Below are 23,914 nucleotides of genomic sequence, written 5' to 3' on the forward strand. Positions count from 1 at the left end.
ATACTCAAATGGAAACTCCCGATATTATTGAGATTGAAAAGCTTAAATCAACACTTGAGAAAGCTAAACTTATAGCTTATAACGGTGAAGCGCCAGATATTGAATTAATGTTTAATCCCACAGACATTAGTTTTACTCGGACTGTTAACTGGGAATGTCAGGTAGGTAATAGAGGAACTACTCTACTTCCTAAAGTAAATTTTTCTGGAGTTGATCCTTACAGATTCACACTCCAACAGTTGGTCTATGATACTTATGAAACAAAAAAATCTGTTATGGAGTATATAGACAAAATTAAGAAAGGTGTAGAAGCTATTGAAAACACAGATGACAGTCGTCCACCTGTTTACATATTCACATGGGGATCAGAGTATTTTTATTGTGTAATCACGTCTTTAACTTACACTTTAAATATGTTTCTGAGTGATGGTACACCAGTAAGGGCATTGGTAGATATAGACTTGCAAGAAGTAGATAAAGTAAACCTTCCTGGAGGAAGTAGTTCGGCTTCTGGAGGCACAAATAATCTGCTAGATCCAAGAATATGAAAAAGTAATTAACCAAAGTAAGAAACACTAATTATTCATACCTTTGTCATTAAAGACTGCTCTGGAAATTTCATAGTTACAGAATAATAGTTATGTCTACAGAAAGCCTTTACTTAAGCAAACTTAAAATCCAGGTAGACGGAGAAACCGCTTCTCGTGAATTGATCAAAGATGTGTTGCAAATGACAATAGAAGAAAGCTGTCATTTGCCAGCAATGTTTACGCTAGTAATACGTAATAGGTATGCTTCTACACCTGATACACCAGAAAACAAGCCTTGGCGACATGAGCAGTTGTTTAAAATTGGGAAAGGAATAAAATTGGGTTTTGGTTCGAGTACTACTCAAGATAAACATTTTACAGAGGTGATAGAAAAATTACTGTTTGAAGGTGAAATTACAGGGTTAGAAGTTAACTTCGATAAAAACAATACAGCTGATATCATTGTTCGTGGCTATGATATCTCCCATCGTCTTCATAGAGGCCGTTATAATCGTGCTTTTGAGAAAAAATTTGATAGCGACATAGTCGAAATAATACTTGGAGAAGTAGGAATACCAAAAGGCAATATAGAACATCCAGATGGCGAAGGACATAAGCATGAGTATGTCTTCGTAGAAAACCAAACTTATATGGAGTTTTTGCGGGAAAGGGCTGCCCGCATTGGTTTTGAACTATTTATGAGCGATGGAAAAATGAATTTTTGCAAACCAAAAGCTCAGGGAGATTTAGCACTTAACTGGGGAGATAATATTAATAAATTTAGGGTTCGCGTCACCAGTGCTGAACAAGTGAGTTCTGTGCAAGTACGTGCCTGGGACTATACTCAGAAAGAACCAATTATCGAAACAGCCAGTAAAGAAAAGCAACTAACTGAAACAGGTAATCAGCTAGGAAGTAGTACCAGTAGTGCGTTTTCCAATCTTAAGCCCTACGAAATGATTGTTGTAGATAAACCCGTTGCCAACGCAGAGCAAGCAAAGACTATGGCTCAGGCTCTGTGTGATGAACTGGGAGGAGAATTTGTTTATGCAGATGCTGAAGCAGAAGGAAATCCTGAGATTCGACCAGGAAAGGTTATTAGTCTTGAGAAGATAGGCGATCGCTATAGTGGGAAGTATTATGTAACAGACACACGCCATTACATGGATAAGCGGATTTATAAAACTGATTTTAGCGTGCGGGGACTACGTTCTGGTAACTTATTCACAACATTATCCACAGAAAAACGCCTACGCCCATCTCAGACTTTATTAATAGGAATTGTGACAAATAACAGAGAAGACCCACTTAAATTAGGCAGAGTGAAGGTCAAGTTTCCAACGCTTACAACAGATCATGAAAGTAACTGGGCGAGAGTTGTATCTGTAGGAGCAGGCCCAGACAGAGGTTTCGACTGTTTACCAGAGGTAGACGATGAAGTTTTGGTAGGTTTTGAGCATGGCGATATCACCCGTCCCTACGTTCTTGGCGGGTTATGGAACGGTAAGGCTGCACCACCAGAAAGTGTAGATAACTCAGTTGGAGAAAACGGTGTAAGATTACGTACCTTTAAAACTCGTGTAGGTCACACTCTACAGTTTATCGATGAGGAAAAAGGATTGGAAAAGGCAGGTATTAGGCTCAAAACTAAAGAGGGTCATCGAATATATATGAATGATGACGATAACCTAATGAATAGCGCAATAAGTCTTAGAACTAAAGGCAGTAATAAAATTGACATGAACGACAGCCTCAATACTATTTCAGTTAGTGGTGATTCTTTTCTGTCATTAGGTGCTAGTAACGGTGTATTCATATCATCAACCCTTGGATACGTAAGTATGTCAACAACGGTTGGAAAGATAAGTATTTCAACAACGCTTGGACCTATAGAAATGTCAACAAAGCTTGGAAAAATGGATATCTTCACAGGTATTGGAGCCATAGGCATCCTATCAGGGGGGCCGGTTTCAATCACAGGTGTTCCTGTGATTACGAACCCTCTTCCTATTATGGGACCTGTCGTTCCTCCCACTCCTATTCCCACTCCTCCTCCTCCTATTCCTAAATAAGTTAGCTACCTCTCCTTGACGTTCCCCTGTGCTCCTCTACTCTATGCCTCTTCAACCTAGACCTTTGGCGAATAGGCTTAAACCTTCTGTGCCGATATCTTTAAAAATATCCATGTAACAGCTGTCTAAGTAGCACGATATGGTTTATAGTCGGCAAAAAGACTATTTAGGGACAGGTTGGGCTTATCCACTGCACTTGAGTGTGCAAGGTGGGATACAACTTAGCCGTGAAGATCAAAAAGTTAAAGAATCTATTTGGATTATCCTCCGCACGGGAGTAGGTGAGCGGGTTTATCGACCTAAGTTTGGTTCGCGCTTGTCAGAACTAGCGTTTGCACCTATGAATAGCGATACCTTACTACGAATCCGTCTTTATGTCTTAGAAGCTTTAGAAGTTTGGGAACCACGCATTATTATCGATCAAGTTCTAACTGATCCTGACCCTGTACGTGGCAAAGTAGACATCATCATTAATTATCGGCTCAAAGACAGTCACAATATTTATAGCTTTGTTTATCCTTATTATTTAGTTTCAGCTGGGGAGGAGTCGTGAACTTTGACTTTCTACCGAAATTACCTTCTTCCAAGTTAGACGATCGCACCTTCGATGATCTGGTAGAAGAGTGTGTTCTGCGTATTCCTCGCTACTGTCCAGAATGGACAGACCACAACCTCAGCGACCCAGGGATTACGCTAATTGAGTTATTCGCTTGGTTAACTGACCAGATGTTGCTCAGATTTAACCAAGTACCTCAAAAAAATTATATAGCTTTCCTAGAATTACTGGGTATTCGTCTCCAGCCTCCCGCCCCAGCCCACACGGAATTAACTTTTTATTTAAGCGCTGGACTACCTGAAGCCTACACTATACCAGCAGGATTAGAAGCCGCAACTATCCGGACTCAGACAACAGAAGCTATCATCTTCAGGACAGATTCTCCTCTAATTATCGGTAAACCCCGCATACAACACTTCTTAACTGCTCAAAGTAGCGAAGACATTCCCCAATCTCTGCGAGAAAGATTTACAAGTTCGTGGACTCGTCAATCTGACGGTTACTGGACAGGTAGTGAACAGCCGATATTTGAAGAGGAACCCCAACCTGGTAACTGCTTTTATTTAGCGATCAATTCTGATGATCCTCTAGATGGTAATGTTCTAGATGTTACTTTTCGAGGAGCCGCAGCGACGCCTACTGGTATTAACCCCAATCAACCACCTCGGAAGTGGGAAGCCTGGGATGGGGAAAATTGGCAATCAGTTTTATTGCAAGAGTCAGATGATAAGACTCGCGGGTTCAGTTTTTACGAAATCGTCCAACAGAATGAAAGTGGAAACTCCTCTGTAGGAGCAACAGTCCGTCTCCATTTACCGCAAAATTGGCCTGTAACCAACTTTACCTCTTACCGAGGTCGCTGGCTGCGCTGTACCTTTACTATCTCAGAAACAAATCAATCCGGTTACAATAATCCACCAAGGATTGCTGGTTTAGCAGTGCGGTCAATTGGCGGTACAGTTAGGGCTAGTCACAGTAAGCTGATTCAAGATGAACGTCTAGGAATTAGTAATGGTAAACCCGGACAGACTTTTGAATTATATGCTGCACCGATTTTAGAACGCACAGAAAATGAATATATCCTAGTTACACCCGCTGGTGGTTTGCCTCAGAGGTGGACTGAAGTGAAAGATTTTGCTGATTCTGGACCCCAAGACCTACACTACACTGTCGATTCCCTCACTGCTAGAATCCAATTTGGGCCGCTGATTCGAGAACCTAGCCAACTCAAACAGCAAACCCAGGTGCGATCGCGAATCCAGCAACCACTACTAGACGACACATCTGTACAAGTTAGCACTCTGGAAAACAACCAATCTGAACACCAATACGGTGCAATTCCTCCCCGTGGTTCAGAAATTAAGATGGTTGCTTATCGCATAGGTGGTGGTAGAAAAGGCAATGTTCAAACTGGGGCAATCCAGTTTTTGCAGTCTGCATATCCGTATGTTACTAGGGTGATAAATTTAAAACCAGCAATCAATGGTGCAGATGCCGAGTCGCTGGAGCAAGCTGTGATTAAGGCTCCCCGCATCCTCCGCACCCGCGATCGCGCCGTCACTGCCGAAGATTTTGAAGTTTTAGCTCAACAGGCAGGCAGAGGGGCGATCGCTCGTGTTCGCTGTTTGCCAGCGAATTCTCAAAGACAAGCTGGTATAGTTAGTTTAGTAGTAGTTCCATTCGCAAATACAGATGCGATCACTCAAGGAAAAGGTATAGCACCAGAAGAATTTGGTTTGAGTATCGCGCTTCAAGAGCAAATTTCGAATTATTTAAATGAAAGACGGTTATTAGGAGTACAAGTAGAGTTACAAGAACCAAATTATGTAGGCGTTTCTGTGCAGACAGAAATTGCTCTAGAGCCAGCCTATGAAAATCCCTTTGCCAGAGAGGAAATTCTCCGCAACTTAAGGGTGGCGCTGTATAAATATTTAAATCCATTAACGGGAGGGATAGACGGCAGAGGTTGGCCATTTGGGCGACCCGTTTATACATCGGATATTGTGGCATTACTCCAACAAACCACAGGCGTGCGTCATTTAGGCCCCGTCTTGCTGTTTCCCATCCGCAAGCAAGGGGAAAATTGGAGACGACAATCATCACCAGAACAGTTGATCGACCCAGGATCAGAAGGTTTGATATGTTCTTGGGCTGATAATAATCTGCGTTCAAATCACGACATTCAAATAATTCGTAATTCGTAATATTTCGGCTTACCTAGACTCCCTTCGGCTACGCTCAGGGCGAGTCGCTCGGCACAAGTCGCTCAATACAAGTTCTTAATTCGTCATTTGGAAGGAGTCAAGGGTCAAGGATCAAGAGTTATTCTTATTTTCCTCCTTCGCGTAGCAAGATCCCGAAGGGTACGGCTCAGGCTTCTCTCCTTGTCACCCCTGCCCCCGCTCCCCCACTCCCCTACTCCCCCACTCCTATGGTTGTAAGTCGCTCTAATCCAGCAGTACGTGTTCAATTAACGCCAATGCAAATTCCTGAAGCTTTACCTGTGGCAGGTTTGGCATTCAACGGAGCAGAAAGCATGAATGAGGCTGCACGTAGTTTACTCTTGCATCCTGGTAATCCCAGTGAGATGATTGTGCAAGTGCAAAACTTAGAACAGCGCCCTTTGCACGTAAGCTTAAGCGTTGATGGCGATTTTCCTGCTGAGTGGTGTCAGATTGGGACAGAAGGCAGTGAAATTCCTGTTAGAGGACAGATGGATGCTGTTTTATATTTTCGAGTACCCGCTACATTTTTTGAAGATCAAGAAGCGATCGCTCCTGAAAAAAAAGATAAATTAACTCTCAACTTTCGCAGCCTAGTTACTATACGCATAGACTCAGGCACAGACCAAGAACAAATCCACACCAGCGAGTATTTTGATTTATACATTCGTCCCTACATGGACTACATGGAGTTTTTGCCAATTCTTTATCGAGAAGTAGACTTTATTGGTCGCTTCATGAAGATATTTGAGCAAGCTTTTCAACCAGCCATTGATAGTTACAATGTCATGTGGGCAAACCTCGACCCATTGACAGCACCGCAAGCACTACTACCTTTTATGGCTCATTGGGTTGCTTGGCAAGTAGATTCAGTTTGGGATCTCCAGCAACAAAGACGTTTAATTCGCCGGGCTGTAGAACTTTATCGGTGGCGGGGAACTCGTAAAGGATTACGTCTCTATTTACATCTTTATACTGGTTTACCTTTAGACGAAGATTTACCTAATGAAGCTGATAAACATATTAGTATTACAGAACCTTTTGGGCCAAGTTTCATTATCGGAGAGGCACAATTAGGAAATGCAGTTTTAGCAGGTGGACAACCGTATCACTTTATAGTGCGTTTGCGTTCAAATATTTCTAGTGGCATCATCAACGAACAACTGATCGAAAAAATCATAGAACAAGAGAAACCTGCTTTTTGCACCTATGAATTATCTATCGAAAATCCCTCTGATTAAATAATTCGTAATTACTAAGTAAAAGATAAAATCCAAAATTACTTATGTCCCATCCTTTCCCACCGCCACCAATCAAATCTTTTGAACGCCTTCAAGCCGCAGACGGTTTACTAATCAATGCGGAACGCTGGCGTACAGCCCATGATTACCACAGAAATCGGCAAAATGCCCAATATCAAAGTTTAAACCAACCAGGGATTGTCTGCGGTTTAGGTGTTCGAGATGTGGCTGCCCCAAGTCAAGTAGAAGCTAGATATAGAGATGGGCGTTGGGTGCAAATTCAACCTGGTATTGCAATTGATTTAGCAGGTAATCTAATTGTTGTACCGACTTCTTATGATTTTCCTATTGATCTAGAAGTAGCAAGCTCAGAACCACTTATGATCTACTTAGTAGTTAGCTATGTAGATCCTGATGAATTGCGGCGTGGGCAGCAAAGAGATATTGTTCAAGAAACCTATCGAATTGATCAAAGAAACTCCATACCAGCCAGTTCAGAAATTGAGATATGCCGCATACTTCTGCAACCAGGACATACTGAAATTACCCAACCTGCGGATGCTTTCTTTCCTGGATATAACAATGTTGATTTGCGTTATCGCCGTCAGGCACAAATGCGTCCCCAAGCTCTTGTGTGTATGGCGCAAGCGACTCATAGCGATCCTGAATGTGCGCGTAATTTTTTCAGCCTTTCGTACTTGTTGCAAGCAGTAGAACCTCTGTACCCCAGTTTGCGAGGAGCTGATGAACCAGGCCAGGTTTCTTTAGGAGAAAATATTCAAGATTATGATCTACTTTATCTAACAGGTGGACAGGCCATATCTTTCAATAGTCTCGAATTTGAATCCCTTAAAAATTACTTAAATTTAGGTGGTGTGCTTCTAGTTGATGCACCAGCAAATGCTAACCTTTTGATTGAGAGTACTCAAGCATTAGCGCAACAGTTAGAGAGTCCTTTAAGACCTTTAGAAGAATTGCAACGAAGTCATCCTTTAAGGACAAAACCTTTTTTATTTGCTGCTTTGCCAATGGTTAATCAACAGCAAATTAAACTGTTAATGGGTGGAGGGATTATTTTAGCGATTGGAGATTTAGCAACTGCTTGGGGACTGGATAGAGATTTGAGTTTACCCAGATTGAGCATTCGTACAGCTCAGGAACTCGGAATTAATATTCTTCACTATGCTTGGAAACGGCGACAGTTAATTGGTTTGCAACAGGAAGATAATTTAGGGCAATGGTAGCAGTAGTAGGGTGGACATTACTTTAAATAATATTGCATCTATTTCACATTTTTTTGGCAATACCTACCCGATAATATCGTTCGCCTCAATTTAATTTCTATCTTTCTTTATTCCCTAACACCCCTAAAGTACAAATCCCAAAACTATATTTAAGGCTGTACCAATAAGTTCCCAGTGTTCTGACTCCAGCACGCCCACCAAACCCAAAATACGACTATGGTCAACAGCACGAATTTGACCAATATCTATAAAACGGTCTTGGTCTAGTCCATTATTTGGTGTTGCTTTCACATTTACAACGTAGGGGGCTTGTTTACTTCCGGGACGAAATGGCATGATAATTGTTAGCAAGCCATACTGATTCATGATGTCATTTTGCACAATTAAGCAAGCGCGGATTTTTTTTGCTTCAGCCCCCATTGTTGGTTCAAGATTCACCCAACGTATTTCTCCCCGGCGATAAGTTAAATTACTCCCTGGCATTTATGCCATCCCCAACAACACTATCCCAAGCAGCAACTTCAGCTTGATATTCTGGCTCTTCAGTATCCTGCTTGAGGGCTGCAATCATTTCTGCTGCTAAAGTTCGGCGGCGGTGTTCTGCCAGCAGTGTATTGATGTATGCACTACGGTTACCCTCTGCATACTGATCTACAAATCGCAGAATGTCTTCTTCTAAGGTAATCGTGACTTTGAGCATCTATATTAACTTTTTGTCTTACTATTTAGTATGATTTTATCATCTTATAATTAAAGACAAGCAGCTTAAGCCCCTTGTTCGGGAGTAAACTCACAGATAATCGGTATTAAGTAGAAAACAATATTTCTGGTAATTAATATCAATCTTCTGCCCGCAACAACCAAAAACCGCTATAAGTCATCCCAGAATCATCTGGTTGAACTAACAAAAAATGCAATCCTCGGCTTTGCTGTTTCCGTTGTTCATATACTTGGGCTGCTGTTGTAACTTCTGGATCTTCAAAAGTGGCAACAATCCACCTATCTACCAAGCCAGCCTCTAATACTAAGCCGTCTGGTGCGCCAGATATGTAATTTAAGCTTACGGGACGGGCTTGCTGCAACCACCGCGCTAGGCGCATCGATTGCCGTCCACCATAAATTACTACACCAGGGATGGGTACTGTTGATGCCAAACCCAAATTGATGGGTTTGCGATGTTCTGGGATGTGCAGAATGGGAATGGGGCGATCGCTAAATATCGTTTCCACATCACTAGCAGCTAAACTTGCAAAACGCCATTGTTCTCCCCAAAGGTTTTCTGGTAATGGTGCTGGAGGTGGTTTATCCAGGGTTGAGGGATACTGCTTTTCTTGTAACCACTGCTTCAGTGCCAAAGTGTGGCGGGTAGGTTCGACATTAATACTTAAATTGCGTCCCGCCGCCTCAATTAAATTTAGAGACTGAGGACGAAACACCTGAATCACATCTGGCAATTTTTCACCTGCGGCTAACTCAAGTTGAGCAGCAACCCAACTAGAATTAGCTGCTGACTGGAGACAGCTAGCTTCATACTCAAAGCTGCGAGTTGCGTCACAAATCAACAACTCCCATAGAATTTGTCCAGATGCGTCTTGCAATGGACGACGATAAAAATCAACTTGCCAAATTTTCATAGTGTGGGGAGTGGGGAGTGGGGAGTAGGGAGTGGGGGAGATGAGGGGGATGAGGGAGATGAGGAAGAAATAAGCAATGCCCAATGCCCCATGCCCAATAACAATTTAAAAAGCCTGAATCCATTCTTTGACAGAATATTCAGTCCAGATGCCATTTTTCCAGTAGGGGTCATTTTCAATTAACTGGCGTACAGTGGCTTCGTCTTCGGCTTCGTAAATTCCAAAAACTTTTGTGACATCTTTGGTGGGGCCAATGGTAATAAGCACACCGGATTCTTTTTGTTTTGCTAATCCGTCTAAATGGGCTTGACGGTAGGGGGTGCGTTTTTCGAGAACGTCTTCGCAGTAAGTTCCCCAGAGTACATATTTAGTCATAATTGCTTGTTTCTCCTACTGGTTAATAAGATATTACTCTCGCGGTTTATAAGAGGTTGCTTGAAAAGTCTTTCCCTGTGACTTTAGGCACTTTGAGATCCCCCCTAACCCCCCTTTTTAAGGGGGGAACCGGAATCAAAGTCCCCCTTTTTAAGGGGGATTTAGGGGGATCTAAAACTTTTGCTATCGACAAGAGGATTTTTCAAACATCCTCTAAACGCCCTTTTAACTCAAACTTTAGACTCTATTTGTTGCCTCAACCAATCACGAAAACTAGCATGATAAATACTATAGTGGATTTCTGCTGCAATTGATTCTAAATGTAAAAACTCTTGCCACTTGTCTAAAATTACTTTGATTTCATATTCATCTACATCTAATGTTTCGGCGATCGCTTCTATTGATATTGGTTGCTCTTGAACTAAGATATTTAACACCTGCAAAGCCATTGGTTGCTGTTTACTGGTTGCTAAATTCATTTTTTCTAAATGATTTTGATAATATATTTGTAAGTTTTGGGGGTAAATATCCTCAGTAATATCTGCTAAAATTTCTTTAACATACATAAAATTGGTTTCATCATTAAAACCTTGTGTCATGTTGAGCGAAACATCTCCGGGATTCTTCTCTTCGCTCAGGCTACGCACCGTGCGGGTTTGCCTTTGGCGTTCTCGTTCGCGTAGCGTCTCCGTCAGGAGAAGAGTAGCCGCAGAAGCGTCTACAGAATGAGATAATTCATTTAAATAAGTTTTAATATATTCCTGAATATCAGCGCGGTTTTGTTCAGGGTAATTTGATAAATCTAAAGATTGGGCTGGTGTTTCAATTAATAAACCTGATTTATCTGCCAAAAAAGGACGACGACTCAGGATAAAATAAACTTTTTCTGGTAGATAACGGGGTAAATAAAATATATTTGAGCCGCGTGGTTGATTATTGATATCAATTCTATCGCAGCCATCTATAGTAATAATTAAACGTTGTTTTGGTTGCAATCTATTGCTGATTTGTTGCAGTAACAACGATAAAAAACCACTGTCTTCTGTGGTAGAGTCAGGAAAGTTAGGGGTAAGATTTTTAATACCTTGATTTTGGGCGATTTCTATTAATTGAGTGCAAATTGCCGTCAGAAATTCCTCAACGCGACTTTTACCTGAGATTTCGACATTGTAATAAACAACTCCCGGATTTTGGCTGACATAATGGGCAAGAATGGCACTTTTACCAATACCAGGATCGCCGATAATAGTAAAGTAGCCCCGGTCAGATTGATTGAGAAATTTGTTGATAGCAGCAAAGACAAATTCACGACCGACAAAGTTTTGATTTTTAGCGGTAATGATTTGCTGAAATTCTAAGGGATATTTGGGGATATTGATCGGATTTTGAGCAATCGGTTTCATTTTTTAACCCCCTTCTAAACGGAGGAAATGAACACGCCCTGACTGTTCTCCTGCTACAATTGTCAATCCATCTGGGGAAACTGCACAGCAAATTATAGGACTATCACCAATAAAAGTAGAGATTTCCTTTCCGGTATGCAAATCCCACACTTTCAGGGTGTTGTCATCTGAACCAGAAACGGCTGTTTTTCCATCTGGGGCGATCACTACTGCATATACTGAGCCATTATGACCAGTCAGGGTAGAGATTTCCTTTCCGGTATGCAAATCCCACACTTTCAGGGTGTTGTCATCTGAACCAGATACGGCTGTTTTTCCATCTGGGGCGATCGCTACTGCTCTTACCCAGTCGTTATGACCAGTCAGGGTAGAGATTTCCTTTCCGGTATGCAAATCCCACACTTTCAGGGTGTTGTCATCTGAACCAGATACGGCTGTTTTTCCATCTGGGGCGATCGCTACTGCATTTACCGAGTTGTTATGACCAGTCAAGGTACGCAGTAGGTTTCCGCCTGGAGTGGTTAAGCTGGCTGTAATGGGGCGAAATCGAGGAATTTCACTTTTACTTTCTGCTGCATCTGCCAAAATTTGCTGAATTTCTGGTTGGGGAAAACTCTGCAACCTTCCCCATAATTGTCCTACTAATTGGGTTTGGTTTTCATTCAAAACATGGGAAGATAATTCTAGCGCACGTTGAATTAATTTCAGGATTTTAACTTTTTCGGGGTTTAGTGTTTCATTTTTTTCTAAATTTTCTAATATTTCCAAATCTTCAATTAAGAAATAATCTCTAATTAGGGCTTCTACTCCAAATTGAGAATCTTGAATTTTTAGATAAATAAAATCAAAATCTGTGAGAGTTTGATAATATTCGTCTGTCAATCCCCCGTTTAAAGCAGAAATTGGTGTTTTATCAAGAAAAGATTTTTTTTCTTCAAGATTCTTCAAAGATGTGAATCTATTAGCAATTTTACTCATTTGACTTTAAGCATTAAAATATTTATAAAATTTTTGATTAACTTCTTTAAACCGCCTTTTATTTTTGTTTTTATCTAGCTTTGGTTGATTTTGCAGAAATTCCAGAAAACTGCGGTGATAAATAGTATAATAAGTTTTTTCTTCATCTCCTTCTTGTACTTTTTTAGGTGTTATATACTCCACCCATTCACCTAAAATCTTCTCTACAGGAGATATATCCTCATCGAGAATATCAGCAATCATATTTGATGATATTGCATCACCTCTGATAACCAAAATAAAGAGTATTCTTACATTAATGTCATTGTCATCATTTTCCATATCCATACGCTGCCAATGAGTTGTATAATATTCGTCAAGTCCTTGTGGTAATCCTCTTAAACTCAAGTCATTATATTTACCAGTAGCAATTGCTGGTAAAACATAGCGCAAGTACATAAAATTATTTTGACTTTTCTCAGCTAATTTATCAATAAAATCTGTCTGATTAATAGGCGGATTGTGTCTTTCTACCCACTCATTTAATTCAATAATTTCTTCCTGATTTTCAGACTGGTTTGAATTTTTAATTAATTGTTGAATCCATCGTCGAATCTCATCTTTACTCATCTTCATGAATAAGCCTAAATATTCTTTTATATCTTTATGAGATTCCTCATCTTTTAAATTTAATTCAATGTAAGAAGTATTTACAGACAACCGTTTTTTGTCTTTATTATAAGGTCGTCTGGTCAGCAAAAAATAGATTCCATCGGGAAGATTTTGTGGTAAATCTAATAAATTACTATTTCCTTCTTGTTATACTTCATCCAATGCATCAACAACAATGACAAGTTTTTGTCCTTTTAGTTCTTCACTGGTTTTTTGTAACAAAGTTTGTAAATTATCCGTTTCTGCGTTTTTTAGGGAATAACGCTTAATTAATTGTTGACGAATACTGGCTAAAAACTTTTCTGTTTTGTTGCGTCCTTCTGTGAAAACATTAAAATAACAAGGGCATTTATAAAATGAAACAAATTGAGCAGCGATCGCACTTTTACCCATCCCTGCATCACCAATCACAGTAAAATAACCCTTTTTTTCATTTTCAAGGAAATCTCTAATCGCCTCAAAAACAAACTCACGACCACAAAATAAACGAGTTTTTTCAGAAATTAAGGCTTTAAATTCTTTAGGATAAACATCTAAATCCCAATGTGGATAAGTTTGGTCTGGAGGAATCAAAAATTTTGCAGATGTACTGCGTTTAGCGACAGAGATAAAAATCTCACCAAATTCCTCTAATTCTGCTGATATATTAATGTTAGCTTTGCGGATATCAGTGTCTAAACCATTACTATCAATAAACTGGCGGATATTTTCTACGAACTTAAACGGAGTATTATTAGTATAAGCACTCCAAAAATAATCTTTAGTTACTTTCTCTCTAAACAATTTTAAGATTGGTTCCGGCTTAAATACACCATACGTTACCAGAGCGTAAACATAAACAGTATCAACATCATCAGGAATTTCGGTAGGATTGAGTTTTAATTCCTGTAAAACTTTGATAATAGCTTCGTTTTTTTGAGCTTGTTTAATGATTATTTGACTGGCTTGAGGAGCATATTTACTAATCAATGAAGTGATGGCAGCAAACTCTATCATCGTTGATTACCAGAAATTTACTATTTTAGTATAAGTAGCGTCAGAGCAAATTATATAGTAAATACTGTTGATTAGTAGTATAGATGTAATACTGCTTTATTCAAGCAACTGGGATTAGTATTATTGCGATCGCCTCCTCCCCGTCTACCCATACACAATTATTATTAAGGATATTTTGAGTATTTTAACTGATTGACAAAAGGCAATTTATCTTAAACTCCCACCGATGGGCTACGCCTACGCATTTGTTATTTCGGCGTACCCATTTGCTATTTCGGCGTACCCATTTGCTATTTCGGCGTATCCATTTGCTATTTCGGCGTACCCATTTGCTATTTCGGCGTACCCATTTGCTACTTCGGCGTACCCATTTGCTACTTCGGCGTACCCAATTACTATTTCGGCGTACCCAATTGCTATTTCGGCGTACCCAATTGCTATTTCGGCGTACCCAATTGCTATTTCGGCGTACCCAATTGCTATTTCGGCGTACCCAATTGCTATTTCGGCGTACCCAATTGCTATTTCGGCGTACCCATTTGCTATTTCGGCGTACCCATTTGCTATTTCGGCGTACCCATTTGCTATTTCGACGTACCCAATTGTTGATTTGGCGGAGCTTTTTGCCCCCCTTAAAAAGGGGGGTTGGGGGGATCAAAAGCCTGTGGTGCAACTCTAGAATACTTGTGTATACACCGTAGCCTTTATAAGGGGGGTAATTCTACTTGTGTGTACACTGTAGCGGCAGGCGGGGTGAGGTTCTTGGAGTTTAGTAAGTAATCAGCCGAACATGATATAACTTCTAACTTCTCAGGTTTACGCCGAATTTTTCCACCAAAGCTTCGCGGACTTTATTGTGTACTGGTTCAACTTCTGCCTCAGTAAGAGTGCGATCGCTAGCCCGATAAACTAAGCGAAATGCTAAACTCCTCTGTCCTTCGGGGACATTTTCACCTCGATATTCATCAAATAATTCCACCGATTCGAGCAAATCTTTACTCGCTTTAGTGATTACTTTTTGAATGTCGGCAACTGAGATTTTCACAGGTGCGAAAAAGGCGATGTCGCGATCGCTAGCTGGATAGGTAGAATAAGGCTGGAATGTTGGAACCAGAATTTCATCTTGCCCTAAAGATTCTAAAAGCACATCTAGATCCAACTGGAAAACATAAACTGAATCTGGTAGACCTTTTTCTCGTCGCAATTGGGGATGAAGTTGTCCAAAAATACCCAGTCTATTACCCCGAATCCATAGGGAAGCGGTGCGTCCTGGATGTAAGCGATCGTCGCGGCGATCGGGCTGAAATTCTACTTGCAAGGCAAGTTGCCGAAATACACTTTCTAAAATGCCTTTGGCTTCAAACCAAGTGATAGGTTCTTCGCGTCCACTTTTTGACCATTTGCCAAGTGTGCGATCGCCTCCCACAATTCCAGCCAGGGCTTCTGTTTCTTGCAAACCGTCTTCTTCTTGCCAGAAAATTTGCCCGATTTCAAAACCGTTAAGGGCACCATTACCCTGCTCTAAATTGTATTGAAAGGCATCAATTAACCCAGATAGCAAATCGGTTCGCAGTGCTGAATATTCGGCAAATAAAGGGTTTGACAGCACTATCGGTCTGTCTTCTCCTGGTTTGACTAAAGAATAGTGAATTAATTCTGTCAACCCTTCAGCCCGCAGAAAAGCTCGTAACTTGCGAATCAGCTCCTCATCTATGGGCAGATAACCAGCTTCTGCTTTTTCTGGTAAGGTATCACAAAATTTGTTGTAGCCATAAAGCCGGGCGATTTCTTCAATTAAATCAATTTCTCGCTCTAAGTCGCGGTAACGATAGGGTGGAACAGAAACTGACCATTTAGGTTGATGCGTAGCATCTTCTCCTAAAACATCCTTTGAAGGAGTCAACTTACATCCCAATGCAGTCAGGATGCGTTCAACATCTTGTTCTTGGAGTTCACCTGTGTCCTCTCCTAAATCGATTGGCCCCAATATCTGATTAACTCGGTCTAAACGCAGTGCGATAGAACGACTCCAGGTAGAAGGATCGGGGCGAGTGTCGGCAATTTCTTGCTGGACAAGAATTCCACTAGCTAATTCGCTAATTAAAGATAAGGCGCGACGGTTAGCTACTTCCAACTCAGCGCGGTTAACTCCCCGTTCATATCTGCCAGAAGCCTCACTTCTTAAGCCAACACTGCGGGAAGAACGGCGAATTGCCACGGAATCAAATAAAGCTGCTTCTAAAACTAGACTTTGAGTCCCTTCATGGACTTCCGTTTCTTCTCCACCCATGACTCCCGCCAGTGCAACGGGTTTTTCGTTAGCGGTAATTAACAAATTTTGGGTTGATAAAGTGCGAGTTTGTCCATCCAGGGTTTTGAGAGATTCTCCAGCAGTGGCGAAGCGGACACCAATAGTTAAACTTTCATTACCTGCAACAGATTTTAAGCGATCGCGGTCAAAAGCGTGCAGTGGTTGTCCCCATTCCAACAAAACGTAGTTAGTAATATCTACGACATTACTTATAGGACGTACCCCAGCAGCCCGTAAACGCTGCTGCAACCATTCGGGTGATGGAGCAATTTTTACCTGTTCAATTACCGTACCAATGTATGCAGGACAAGCTTGGGTATTGGCAATTTTTAAAGCTAAATTTCCGGCACTATTGTTAATAGAGACTTCACCAGGTTCAGGAATACTTAACTTTCCACCAGTTAAAGCTGCTACTTCTCGTGCTACGCCTACCATGCTCAGAGCATCAGCGCGATTAGCAGTTGCGGTGAGGTCTAAAATTACATCATCTAGACCCAATAACGGACGCACATCACTACCCAATGGTAAATTTTCTTGAGAAAAAATATGGATTCCGTCTACATCTGTGGGCAAACCAAGTTCCTTTAAAGAACAAATCATGCCCTGAGATGGGACACCACGCAATTTTGCAGGCTTAATTTTTAAATCGATGTTGGGTAAGTAAGTACCTGTAGTTGCTACTGGCACATAGATATCTGCCTTCACATTGGCAGCGCCACAGACAATATTTAAAGTCTCACCTGCGCCGACATCCACTTGGCAAACACTCAATTTATCGGCGTTGGGATGAGGTTGACGCTCAAGCACTTTCCCTACAACCACGCCATTTGCCCAAGTGCGGCGATCTTCAATATCTTCAACCTCAAACCCTGCCATTGTCAGGGTTTCGGCTAATTCTTCTGGACTAAGTTTTATCTCTACTAGTTCGCGCAGCCAATTTAGAGAAATACGCATGGAGTGTGCTTGTTTTAGGAATCATCTTCTGTTTTTATTTTAGGGTGACTACTAGCGATCGATGGCTACTCATCCCGCAAGGCGTACCCTTTCACTTGAACAATCCTACTACGTTAGACTGACAGAACAATCTTTGATGCTAAACAATATATAAAAATGCAATAATGACAATCCTATCCAACGAAAAATCAATTGTTCTTGTTTGTGCTGCTGATGATAACTACTCTATGCCTATAGCATCGGCTACCCGCTCAGTTATTGCCAATTTCCAAAGTGAGCATAAGTTGGTTCTATATATTATTGATGGTGGAATTAGTAAACTCAACAAACATAGAATTATCAAAAACTTAAAATCTGAGGAAGTCAGTATCAATTGGATCAAGCCTAAAAAGCAGCACTTTAAAAACGTACAGACTTCATCCACTATTACAGTTGCTGCTTACTATCGGCTTTTAATTCCTCAAATGTTACCAAAGCAATTTAATAAGGCAATTTACATTGATAGCGATGTGATTGTCCAAGGAAATATAGAGCAATTATGGAATATTGATATTGGAGAATATTATCTTTTGGCAGCACAGGATATGGGAGCGCCTTATGTATCTTCGCCAAGAGGACTCATTAATTATCAAAATCTTGGCATTTCCTCAGAATCTAAATACTTTAATTCTGGGGTTTTAGTAATGAATCTCAAAAAATGGCGGGAAGATAATATTTGTGAAAAAGTAATTGAGTATGTGAGAATAAATAAACAGTATGTGCGCTGGCACGATCAAGATGGTTTGAATGCTATTCTTGCAGGAAAATGGGGCGAACTTGAACCCAAATGGAATCAAATGCCATATTTATTTCAATATTCATCTTGGCAAGATAGTCCGTTTACAGAAGATGTATTCAATCAGCTTATTAATAATCCTGATATTATTCATTTTTCAACTAAAGATAAGCCTTGGCACAATAGTTGCAACCATCCTTACAAAGATTTATTTTTTCAATACCTTGATAATTCAATTTGGTCTAATTGGTATGCTGAACAAGCTGTAAAAAAAGAAAGGCAAAAACAGATTGCGTTTTTTAGTAACATTTATTATATGGCAAAGCAGCGAATTAAGTCACTGTTAAAAGCATAATAAAAAACTAAATCTTTCTTTCAACCGAGAAAAATAATTAAACTCAAGGGTTGCAAGCCTATAGCAAAGACGTTTCTATTAGAAAAAAATGGGTCTTGTATTTGTTGCCGCAGGTCTGGGTTTCCTGTTCGCGTTGGACGTTTTCTTGCCATGATGTAATCTAAAAACACCATTATTAATGTTCTTAGATTACATCTTTTGCTTCCTTTTTGCTTAAGTTGACACCAATGGGCAATGCCATGCCCCTACCAGCGTATTTGTATCATTATTAAAGTGAAATGGTATTACCGCCGACTGCGAAAGCCTTGTCTTCCATTAACATGGTCGAAAAGGACATCGTATTTATCAAAAAAGGCGATACCAGTATTTACAAATATAGGAAGTTCTGCCTGTGGTGAAATACTCAAATTCCAGCGATTAAATCCGTCGCGGGTTCCTGGTTTCAGGCTGTAATCAAAAATGCCATTAATTGCTACTTTTAGAGCATTTGCTGAACCTAATACTCCTGGTTTAAGTTTACCTGCTGTAGAAGCTAATTTGAATTCAGTCAAACCATTAATAGTTCCAGTATCAGTGATCATTTTGCTATTACAAGAGTTTTTAGCAGAACTCCCAGCAATAGTTAAACAAGCTTTGCTCAATCGAGAGTCCCATCTGTTACCGGGTATATCATTAATTTCGCTTTGTTTACTCCAAGCAGCCATTTTAAAACCTGCTTGATTATTGGCAGTTAAACCGAGAATTAGGCTGCCATTGTTGTTAGTACCACCATTTCCCATCACAATAAATCCGTTACTCAGATTTCCTGGTAATTTTCTCAATGGATTATAGGGTAGTGATTTTTCAAAATAGTTGACACCAATAATCCCAGAAAATGGCACACTACTCTTTGCTGAACAATTAGGTTTTTGGGCAGTACATTGGCGACTAGTAACAATCTGTACCGGAACGGGTTCTGCGGCGGGAAGTAAACCAAACCGGACATTAGTATAAACTAATTCTCCTTCTAGGATAGTACCATCACTCAATACTTCCTTGATATTTTGTCCCGTTCTGCGGATAGGAGCATTACCTAAAAACTCTTTAGGGACTCGCAGCCCTGCTGAACCTGTATCTAATAAGATACGCTTTGGCTGACCATTTGCGATCGCCATTTCCAGAAAATAGCCGCGAACCCGTTGACCGAGAGAAGGTTTTGTATATAAAGGTAGGGATATAGTATCAAAAGTTGGCTTGCGCGGTGTATTTTGAGAGATGTCCCGCAACGCTGGATTTGGGAAAAGAGCGGCAAATGCTGATTGTCGTTGCGCTACTGGTTCAGGCGCAATATCCCAAAGGCTTTCGTAATAGAAAAAGCCAGTACCTAAACCGCGTTGCTGTGCTGCTTCTACCTGGGATTGGATTTGTGGCATGGAGACTGGGCGATTTCGTAACCCTGCCATAATACCGATACCAGTTGGGATGATTTTTTGGGTTTCTAAAATTTCTGGGCGGTTAATTTGAGCGATAAAACTTTCTAAATCATTACGGTATACCTGCATGACTAATTCATCGACAATACCCAACCGTACCCAGTTGAGCCAGTCTTGCAGTTGCAACTTGTAGGCAAAATCATAATAATTAGGAGAAACTGAGAAAATAGCATTCGGTTTTCTGGCTTTCACAGTTTGGTAGAGGTGTAACATGAATGCAGTGATTTTATCTGCCCGCCATTTTATCCATGCTTGAGCTTGCGGATTGGATGGGGGAGGATTGCCAGTTTCTTGAGTAAATAGATTAATTGTGTATTTATCGTAACCAAAATCTACAGGTAAACTCATGTGGTCGTCAAATTGAACGCCATCAGCATTGTATTGAGTAATGACTTCCATCACGAGTTCGGTGATCAACTTTTGCACTTCCGGGTGAAACGGATTCAACCACGCTACTTCACCCGCAGCACTAATTGAAGTTTGAGTCCCATCTGGCTTTTGTGTCAGCCAATCTGGATGCTGAGATGCAAGTTCCGAACTTAGAGGAACCATGAAACCAAATTCAAACCAAGGAATTGCTAGTAACCCTTCTCTACGGGCTTGGCTAATAATGTCTGCAATCACATCCTGTCCATCTGTTCCCTTAAAGAAGAAAGGAATACCCTTTTTTTGCATGATGGCACTGGGGTAATGTGTATAGCCATCGTTCCACACTACTGGATAAACAGTGTTAAAGTTTAACTGCCGTAGTTGGCTCATAGCTGCTTGTACCTTTGAGCGATTTCTAAAAACGCTAAAATCGTTACCACTCAGCCACACCCCCCGAATTTCCTGACGAGGTTGAGGAGGTAGTTGAGCAAGGCTAGGAGCAAAAGTGTTGACTAGTAATACGGAAACGAATGATATCAGACATAATAATGGCAGCAGACGTTTCCTTAAAAGCCACCAACCTTGATGAATGAGGCGACTAAGCGCAACACTAGACGCTTTAAGTAGCTTGCTACGACATAGAAGTAAGCCTCTACGCACAGGCTTAAATAGTAACTTAGTTAAAGTAGCATTAATTTTTATGGTTTTTTCCCAGAACTGAGTTTTCATTACTTCTGCTTACTAAATGAGGTTAATTGGCTATATTTCATTTCATATCAACGTTAAATTGCTGCACCAGGAAAACTGATACAGTAATTTAGCTGCAAGAGAGTTGACGCAGTTATCGGGTTAGTAGTGCCAAGTATAAATGTTTCAGATGTAACCTGTAATAAGTTTTCGTTGCTCTCATACCAACTTTAAAAATGATTGTGACAGATGGACAGAGAAAACCTAGATACTTTAAGCGGTTTCCAATCCAAAATCTAAAATCCAAAATGGTATTACGCCTACGCTTGGTAGATTTTTTGCATATAGCGGTTCTTGCTTACGTGAGTATACCCGTAGGGGTACGGTATGTTCCCTATACCTTGCGACATAATTTTGTACCACATTTGAGTGGGAACCGCTATAGCATCATTCCTCTTATTGGAATTAAGTCACAATGATAATAGGCAATCATAGAGGGTGCTGTTATGTTTCGTCTAACTCAAACTGTTCGGAACTTGTTCATTCGGATTCAAGGCTTGTTTGGTGTTTTATTCCAAAGTGTTTCCAATTTTTTCGGAAATTTCTTTGGTTTTTTTGGCAACCTGTTTGGATTCAATAGCTCTGGTTATTTCTTGGAATCTGATCAGCAGCAAGGTATAAAACAAACTTCTGCAAAAGAGCAAATTGAAACGAATCAAGATAATACTCCTAAAATTTCCGCCACTACCCGGCGTCGTCCTAATGCCAAAATTGACGACTACTTTCTCAATATGGCTCGTGATGTGAAAAAGAACTAACAAAAACCATCAATTGAATGGTGATTTTAGTAATACGTTAGCGTCCGCGCAGCGTCTCGTAGAGAAGCTGACTGTAGGCATCGCTTTGTGATGCACTGCAAGGAAAAGGTAGAGCTACCAATTCATTACTGTTAAAATTGTTACCTTTGCAGACTCTTCATCGACAGTCAACAAACTTGCTGAATTTTGGATCGCCATTGCTGCAATAATTGCATCTGGTAGTTTCAACCGATATTGCTAGCGAATTCCAATGATTTTCTTAATCAAAACAGCATCACTCGCCATTAAGTTGACAACCTCAACTCGTTGCAAAAACTGCTAAAAACGCTGACGATCCTCTTGACTCAGCCCTGAAAACGCGAGAAATTCAATTTTGCTAATAACTGAAACTTTAATCCAATCAGCATCTTGGAGTAATTGAATAAGTTGAGAATTTCCTTGAAGCAGAGCTACTATCGCATTCGTATCCAACACGTAGCGATTACCACTCATCGCGTAGATTCCTCTGCATTGCTATCGCATCTCCCCTCCAACTTAATCGCCCCACCAAAACCAGAGGAAGATTGGCAGTTGATGCTAAGAGCATTCGTTGCACACTGACAGATTATAGTCAGTCATATCAGAACTTTATCTCGGTTGTGTCAGTATTTAGTCACCAACGTGGTGTTGTTGTCCAGAATCTCGAAGCTCAACAATTGCTTGCTGATACTCAAGGACACTGGGGAATTGAAAATCGACTACACTGGTTCAAAGATGTTACTTTTTCCGAAGATTTTCCACTGCGTCGTGGTGGCAATGCTCCTGTTAATTGGGCAATTTTGCACAGCTTTTTCATTACGATACGATCGCCAGATTTTTTGGTTTCCGAACTATCCCTCAAGCACAACGTGCCTTATCCAACCAACTCCAAAAGGTTTTTTCTCTGTTTATATGAAACCACCCTGCCAACCTCCTTTTTTAAAGGGGGCAAAAACCTCTCAAAGTCCCCCTTAAAAAGGGGGATTTAGGGGGATCTCAAAAGTTAGGAGGCTAAACGAGTAGTTTGAAAACACGCCCTAGTACAGCAGGGCGCAAATAAACAACCCATTCCAAATCAACGAAATGCCTACACTACACTGTATTCATTTTGACTTTTGACTACCGCCTTGCGGTACTAGTCCGTCGTAGCGAAAAGTCGGAGCAGCAAAAGCCACTCTGTTAAGGCAGCATTAACGATAGCGCAGCGTTAGTGAAGAACGAGCGTCGGAACGAGCTTGACTTCTCAAGATAACTACTGACTGATTTTGTCATCTTTATAGCACGGTTATACAAAAAAAGAAGAGAGTTAATCTCCCTGTGGATGCTCATCCCACAAGGTTGTCATTTCCCGTAAACTCTGATGATTGCCATTACCCAAAATCAGATGATCTAGTACCGGAATGCCCAAAAGCAGCGCCCCTGTTAATAACTGACGCGTCAATTCTATATCTTCCTGGCTGGGTTCAAGGTTGCCAGAAGGATGGTTGTGGGCAACTATTACTCGCGTTGCACCTTGACGAATAACTTCCCGAAAGATATCACGGGGAGAGGCTAGGGTTTCAGTTGCTGTGCCAATGGTAATTACTTGCGTACCCAATAAACGATTCTTAACATCTAATAGCACCACTGCAAAACGTTCTTGTATCTGCCACATCAAATCTTGACTGAGGGTAGCAGCAGCAGCAAGTGGGCTATCAATTAATGTGCCATCATTCGGACGAGATTGAAAGGCGCGTTTACCCAATTCAATTGCTGCTAAGATACTTGTCGCCTTCGCTGGGCCAACACCAGAAATTTGCATCAACTCAGCAGGGCTAACTTCTCGTAAAACTGCCAAAGGATCACGTTGGTGTTTGCCTAATTCGCTTAAGATATATTGTCCCAAACCCACAGCAGATAGTTTGCCCGGCCCTTGACCAGTGCCTAGAAGAATTGCGATTAACTCTGCTGTGGCTAAAATTTTGGCACCATGCGTCATTAATCGCTCACGCGGACGCTCATTTGTAGGTAGGTCGGCAATTCTGAGGCAATAGGTCATAAACTAAGATAATCGTCACCACACATCAAACTATCTTTAGTTATCCCTTGTTTGCTCTATAAATTATCTTTACTTGAGAAAATCTTTAATTTTGGGGAATTTTACCTCTAGTTCCTATGTAGAGATACGTGTGATAACACCATCTTTCCAAATACTTGCCACAAGATTTAGATTTGTGATTATGATGCATCTAAAGTTTGGATAGCGTCAGCAAA

At 40.8% G+C, this 23,914-nt stretch carries 22 protein-coding genes and 1 pseudogene; 10 read left to right on the plus strand and 13 right to left on the minus strand.

Going from position 1 to position 23,914, the window contains the following annotated elements:
• Positions 1 to 8 precede the first annotated feature (8 nt).
• The 6 genes from H6G96_RS09980 to H6G96_RS10005 all read left to right on the plus strand — a co-directional run bounded on the left by H6G96_RS09980 (position 9) and on the right by H6G96_RS10005 (position 7,865).
• On the plus strand, positions 9 to 548 hold the full coding sequence (locus tag H6G96_RS09980; RefSeq protein ID WP_190911319.1) for a hypothetical protein: 540 nt from the start codon (positions 9 to 11) through the stop codon (positions 546 to 548).
• A 92-nt stretch (positions 549 to 640) separates the two neighbouring features.
• Positions 641 to 2,602 (plus strand): VgrG-related protein, encoded by a 1,962-nt coding sequence (locus tag H6G96_RS09985; RefSeq protein WP_190911320.1) that lies wholly within the window; start codon positions 641 to 643, stop codon positions 2,600 to 2,602.
• A 139-nt stretch (positions 2,603 to 2,741) separates the two neighbouring features.
• Complete coding sequence (locus tag H6G96_RS09990; protein WP_190911321.1) at positions 2,742 to 3,155, plus strand: GPW/gp25 family protein; 414 nt, start codon at positions 2,742 to 2,744, stop codon at positions 3,153 to 3,155.
• Positions 3,152 to 5,362, plus strand: coding sequence for a putative baseplate assembly protein (locus H6G96_RS09995; protein ID WP_190911322.1), 2,211 nt, complete (start codon positions 3,152 to 3,154; stop codon positions 5,360 to 5,362). The genes H6G96_RS09990 and H6G96_RS09995 overlap by 4 nt, the downstream gene beginning before the upstream one ends.
• A gap of 227 nt (positions 5,363 to 5,589) precedes the next feature.
• Positions 5,590 to 6,621 carry a phage tail protein gene (locus H6G96_RS10000; protein WP_190911323.1) on the plus strand — a complete coding sequence of 344 codons (1,032 nt, stop codon included), beginning with the start codon at positions 5,590 to 5,592 and terminating at the stop codon, positions 6,619 to 6,621.
• A gap of 44 nt (positions 6,622 to 6,665) precedes the next feature.
• A complete protein-coding gene (locus H6G96_RS10005) occupies positions 6,666 to 7,865 on the plus strand; it encodes a DUF4159 domain-containing protein (protein ID WP_190911324.1) in 1,200 nt (399 codons plus the stop codon).
• Positions 7,866 to 7,988: 123 nt separating this feature from the next.
• Here the strand turns inward: H6G96_RS10005 and H6G96_RS10010 are convergent, their stop codons facing one another.
• The 8 genes from H6G96_RS10010 to H6G96_RS41240 form a co-directional block, all read right to left on the minus strand.
• Entirely contained in the window at positions 7,989 to 8,348 is a 360-nt protein-coding gene (locus H6G96_RS10010; RefSeq protein ID WP_190911325.1) for a type II toxin-antitoxin system PemK/MazF family toxin, read from the minus strand.
• The gene (locus H6G96_RS10015) at positions 8,335 to 8,565 is read right to left on the minus strand and encodes a CopG family transcriptional regulator (RefSeq protein WP_190911326.1); all 231 of its coding nucleotides are present in this window, start codon (positions 8,563 to 8,565) and stop codon (positions 8,335 to 8,337) included. The genes H6G96_RS10010 and H6G96_RS10015 overlap by 14 nt, the downstream gene beginning before the upstream one ends.
• 139 nt (positions 8,566 to 8,704) lie before the next feature.
• Complete coding sequence (locus H6G96_RS10020) at positions 8,705 to 9,499, minus strand: Tab2/Atab2 family RNA-binding protein (RefSeq protein WP_190911327.1); 795 nt, start codon at positions 9,497 to 9,499, stop codon at positions 8,705 to 8,707.
• Between the two features lie 105 nt (positions 9,500 to 9,604).
• Positions 9,605 to 9,874, minus strand: coding sequence for a YciI family protein (locus H6G96_RS10025; protein WP_190732147.1), 270 nt, complete (start codon positions 9,872 to 9,874; stop codon positions 9,605 to 9,607).
• 230 nt (positions 9,875 to 10,104) lie between these two features.
• On the minus strand, positions 10,105 to 11,277 hold the full coding sequence (locus H6G96_RS10030; RefSeq protein ID WP_190911328.1) for an ATP-binding protein: 1,173 nt from the start codon (positions 11,275 to 11,277) through the stop codon (positions 10,105 to 10,107).
• A 3-nt stretch (positions 11,278 to 11,280) separates the two neighbouring features.
• A complete protein-coding gene (locus tag H6G96_RS10035; RefSeq protein WP_190911329.1) occupies positions 11,281 to 12,255 on the minus strand; it encodes a WD40 repeat domain-containing protein in 975 nt (324 codons plus the stop codon).
• Between the two features lie 6 nt (positions 12,256 to 12,261).
• Positions 12,262 to 12,993 (minus strand): hypothetical protein, encoded by a 732-nt coding sequence (locus tag H6G96_RS41235; protein ID WP_242063225.1) that lies wholly within the window; start codon positions 12,991 to 12,993, stop codon positions 12,262 to 12,264.
• Between the two features lie 60 nt (positions 12,994 to 13,053).
• The gene (locus H6G96_RS41240) at positions 13,054 to 13,902 is read right to left on the minus strand and encodes an AAA family ATPase (protein WP_242063226.1); all 849 of its coding nucleotides are present in this window, start codon (positions 13,900 to 13,902) and stop codon (positions 13,054 to 13,056) included.
• A 226-nt stretch (positions 13,903 to 14,128) separates the two neighbouring features.
• On the opposite strand from H6G96_RS41240, the gene H6G96_RS10045 reads away from it, so the two are divergent.
• Positions 14,129 to 14,581, plus strand: a complete 453-nt coding sequence (locus H6G96_RS10045; protein WP_190911330.1) for a hypothetical protein — start codon at positions 14,129 to 14,131, stop codon at positions 14,579 to 14,581.
• 123 nt (positions 14,582 to 14,704) lie between these two features.
• Here the strand turns inward: H6G96_RS10045 and pheT are convergent, their stop codons facing one another.
• Positions 14,705 to 17,167, minus strand: coding sequence for a phenylalanine--tRNA ligase subunit beta (gene pheT / locus H6G96_RS10050; protein WP_190911331.1), 2,463 nt, complete (start codon positions 17,165 to 17,167; stop codon positions 14,705 to 14,707).
• A gap of 164 nt (positions 17,168 to 17,331) precedes the next feature.
• Here pheT and H6G96_RS10055 point away from each other — a divergent pair, with 164 nt between their 5' ends.
• A complete protein-coding gene (locus H6G96_RS10055) occupies positions 17,332 to 18,297 on the plus strand; it encodes a glycosyltransferase family 8 protein (protein ID WP_190911332.1) in 966 nt (321 codons plus the stop codon).
• A 20-nt stretch (positions 18,298 to 18,317) separates the two neighbouring features.
• On the opposite strand, the gene H6G96_RS10060 is transcribed toward H6G96_RS10055, so the two are convergent.
• Together H6G96_RS10060 and H6G96_RS10065 are read right to left on the minus strand one after the other, a co-directional pair.
• On the minus strand, positions 18,318 to 18,470 hold the full coding sequence (locus H6G96_RS10060; protein ID WP_190911333.1) for a hypothetical protein: 153 nt from the start codon (positions 18,468 to 18,470) through the stop codon (positions 18,318 to 18,320).
• 111 nt (positions 18,471 to 18,581) lie between these two features.
• Positions 18,582 to 20,867 carry a family 10 glycosylhydrolase gene (locus H6G96_RS10065; protein ID WP_190911334.1) on the minus strand — a complete coding sequence of 762 codons (2,286 nt, stop codon included), beginning with the start codon at positions 20,865 to 20,867 and terminating at the stop codon, positions 18,582 to 18,584.
• 464 nt (positions 20,868 to 21,331) lie between these two features.
• Between H6G96_RS10065 and H6G96_RS10070 the strand changes: the two genes are divergently transcribed.
• Positions 21,332 to 21,643 (plus strand): threonine dehydratase, encoded by a 312-nt coding sequence (locus H6G96_RS10070; protein WP_190911335.1) that lies wholly within the window; start codon positions 21,332 to 21,334, stop codon positions 21,641 to 21,643.
• Positions 21,644 to 21,961: 318 nt separating this feature from the next.
• On the opposite strand, the gene H6G96_RS41245 is transcribed toward H6G96_RS10070, so the two are convergent.
• Positions 21,962 to 22,135 (minus strand): hypothetical protein, encoded by a 174-nt coding sequence (locus H6G96_RS41245; RefSeq protein ID WP_242063227.1) that lies wholly within the window; start codon positions 22,133 to 22,135, stop codon positions 21,962 to 21,964.
• A 182-nt stretch (positions 22,136 to 22,317) separates the two neighbouring features.
• Here H6G96_RS41245 and H6G96_RS41250 point away from each other — a divergent pair.
• Positions 22,318 to 22,464 (plus strand): annotated as a pseudogene (locus H6G96_RS41250) (ISAs1 family transposase); the annotation flags it as partial.
• Positions 22,465 to 22,967: 503 nt separating this feature from the next.
• Here the strand turns inward: H6G96_RS41250 and radC are convergent.
• A complete protein-coding gene (gene radC, locus H6G96_RS10085; RefSeq protein ID WP_190911337.1) occupies positions 22,968 to 23,699 on the minus strand; it encodes a DNA repair protein RadC in 732 nt (243 codons plus the stop codon).
• Positions 23,700 to 23,914 lie beyond the last annotated feature (215 nt).

The sequence above is a fragment of the Nostoc sp. FACHB-892 genome, from assembly GCF_014698795.1.
In the GTDB taxonomy this organism is placed as follows: domain Bacteria; phylum Cyanobacteriota; class Cyanobacteriia; order Cyanobacteriales; family Nostocaceae; genus Nostoc.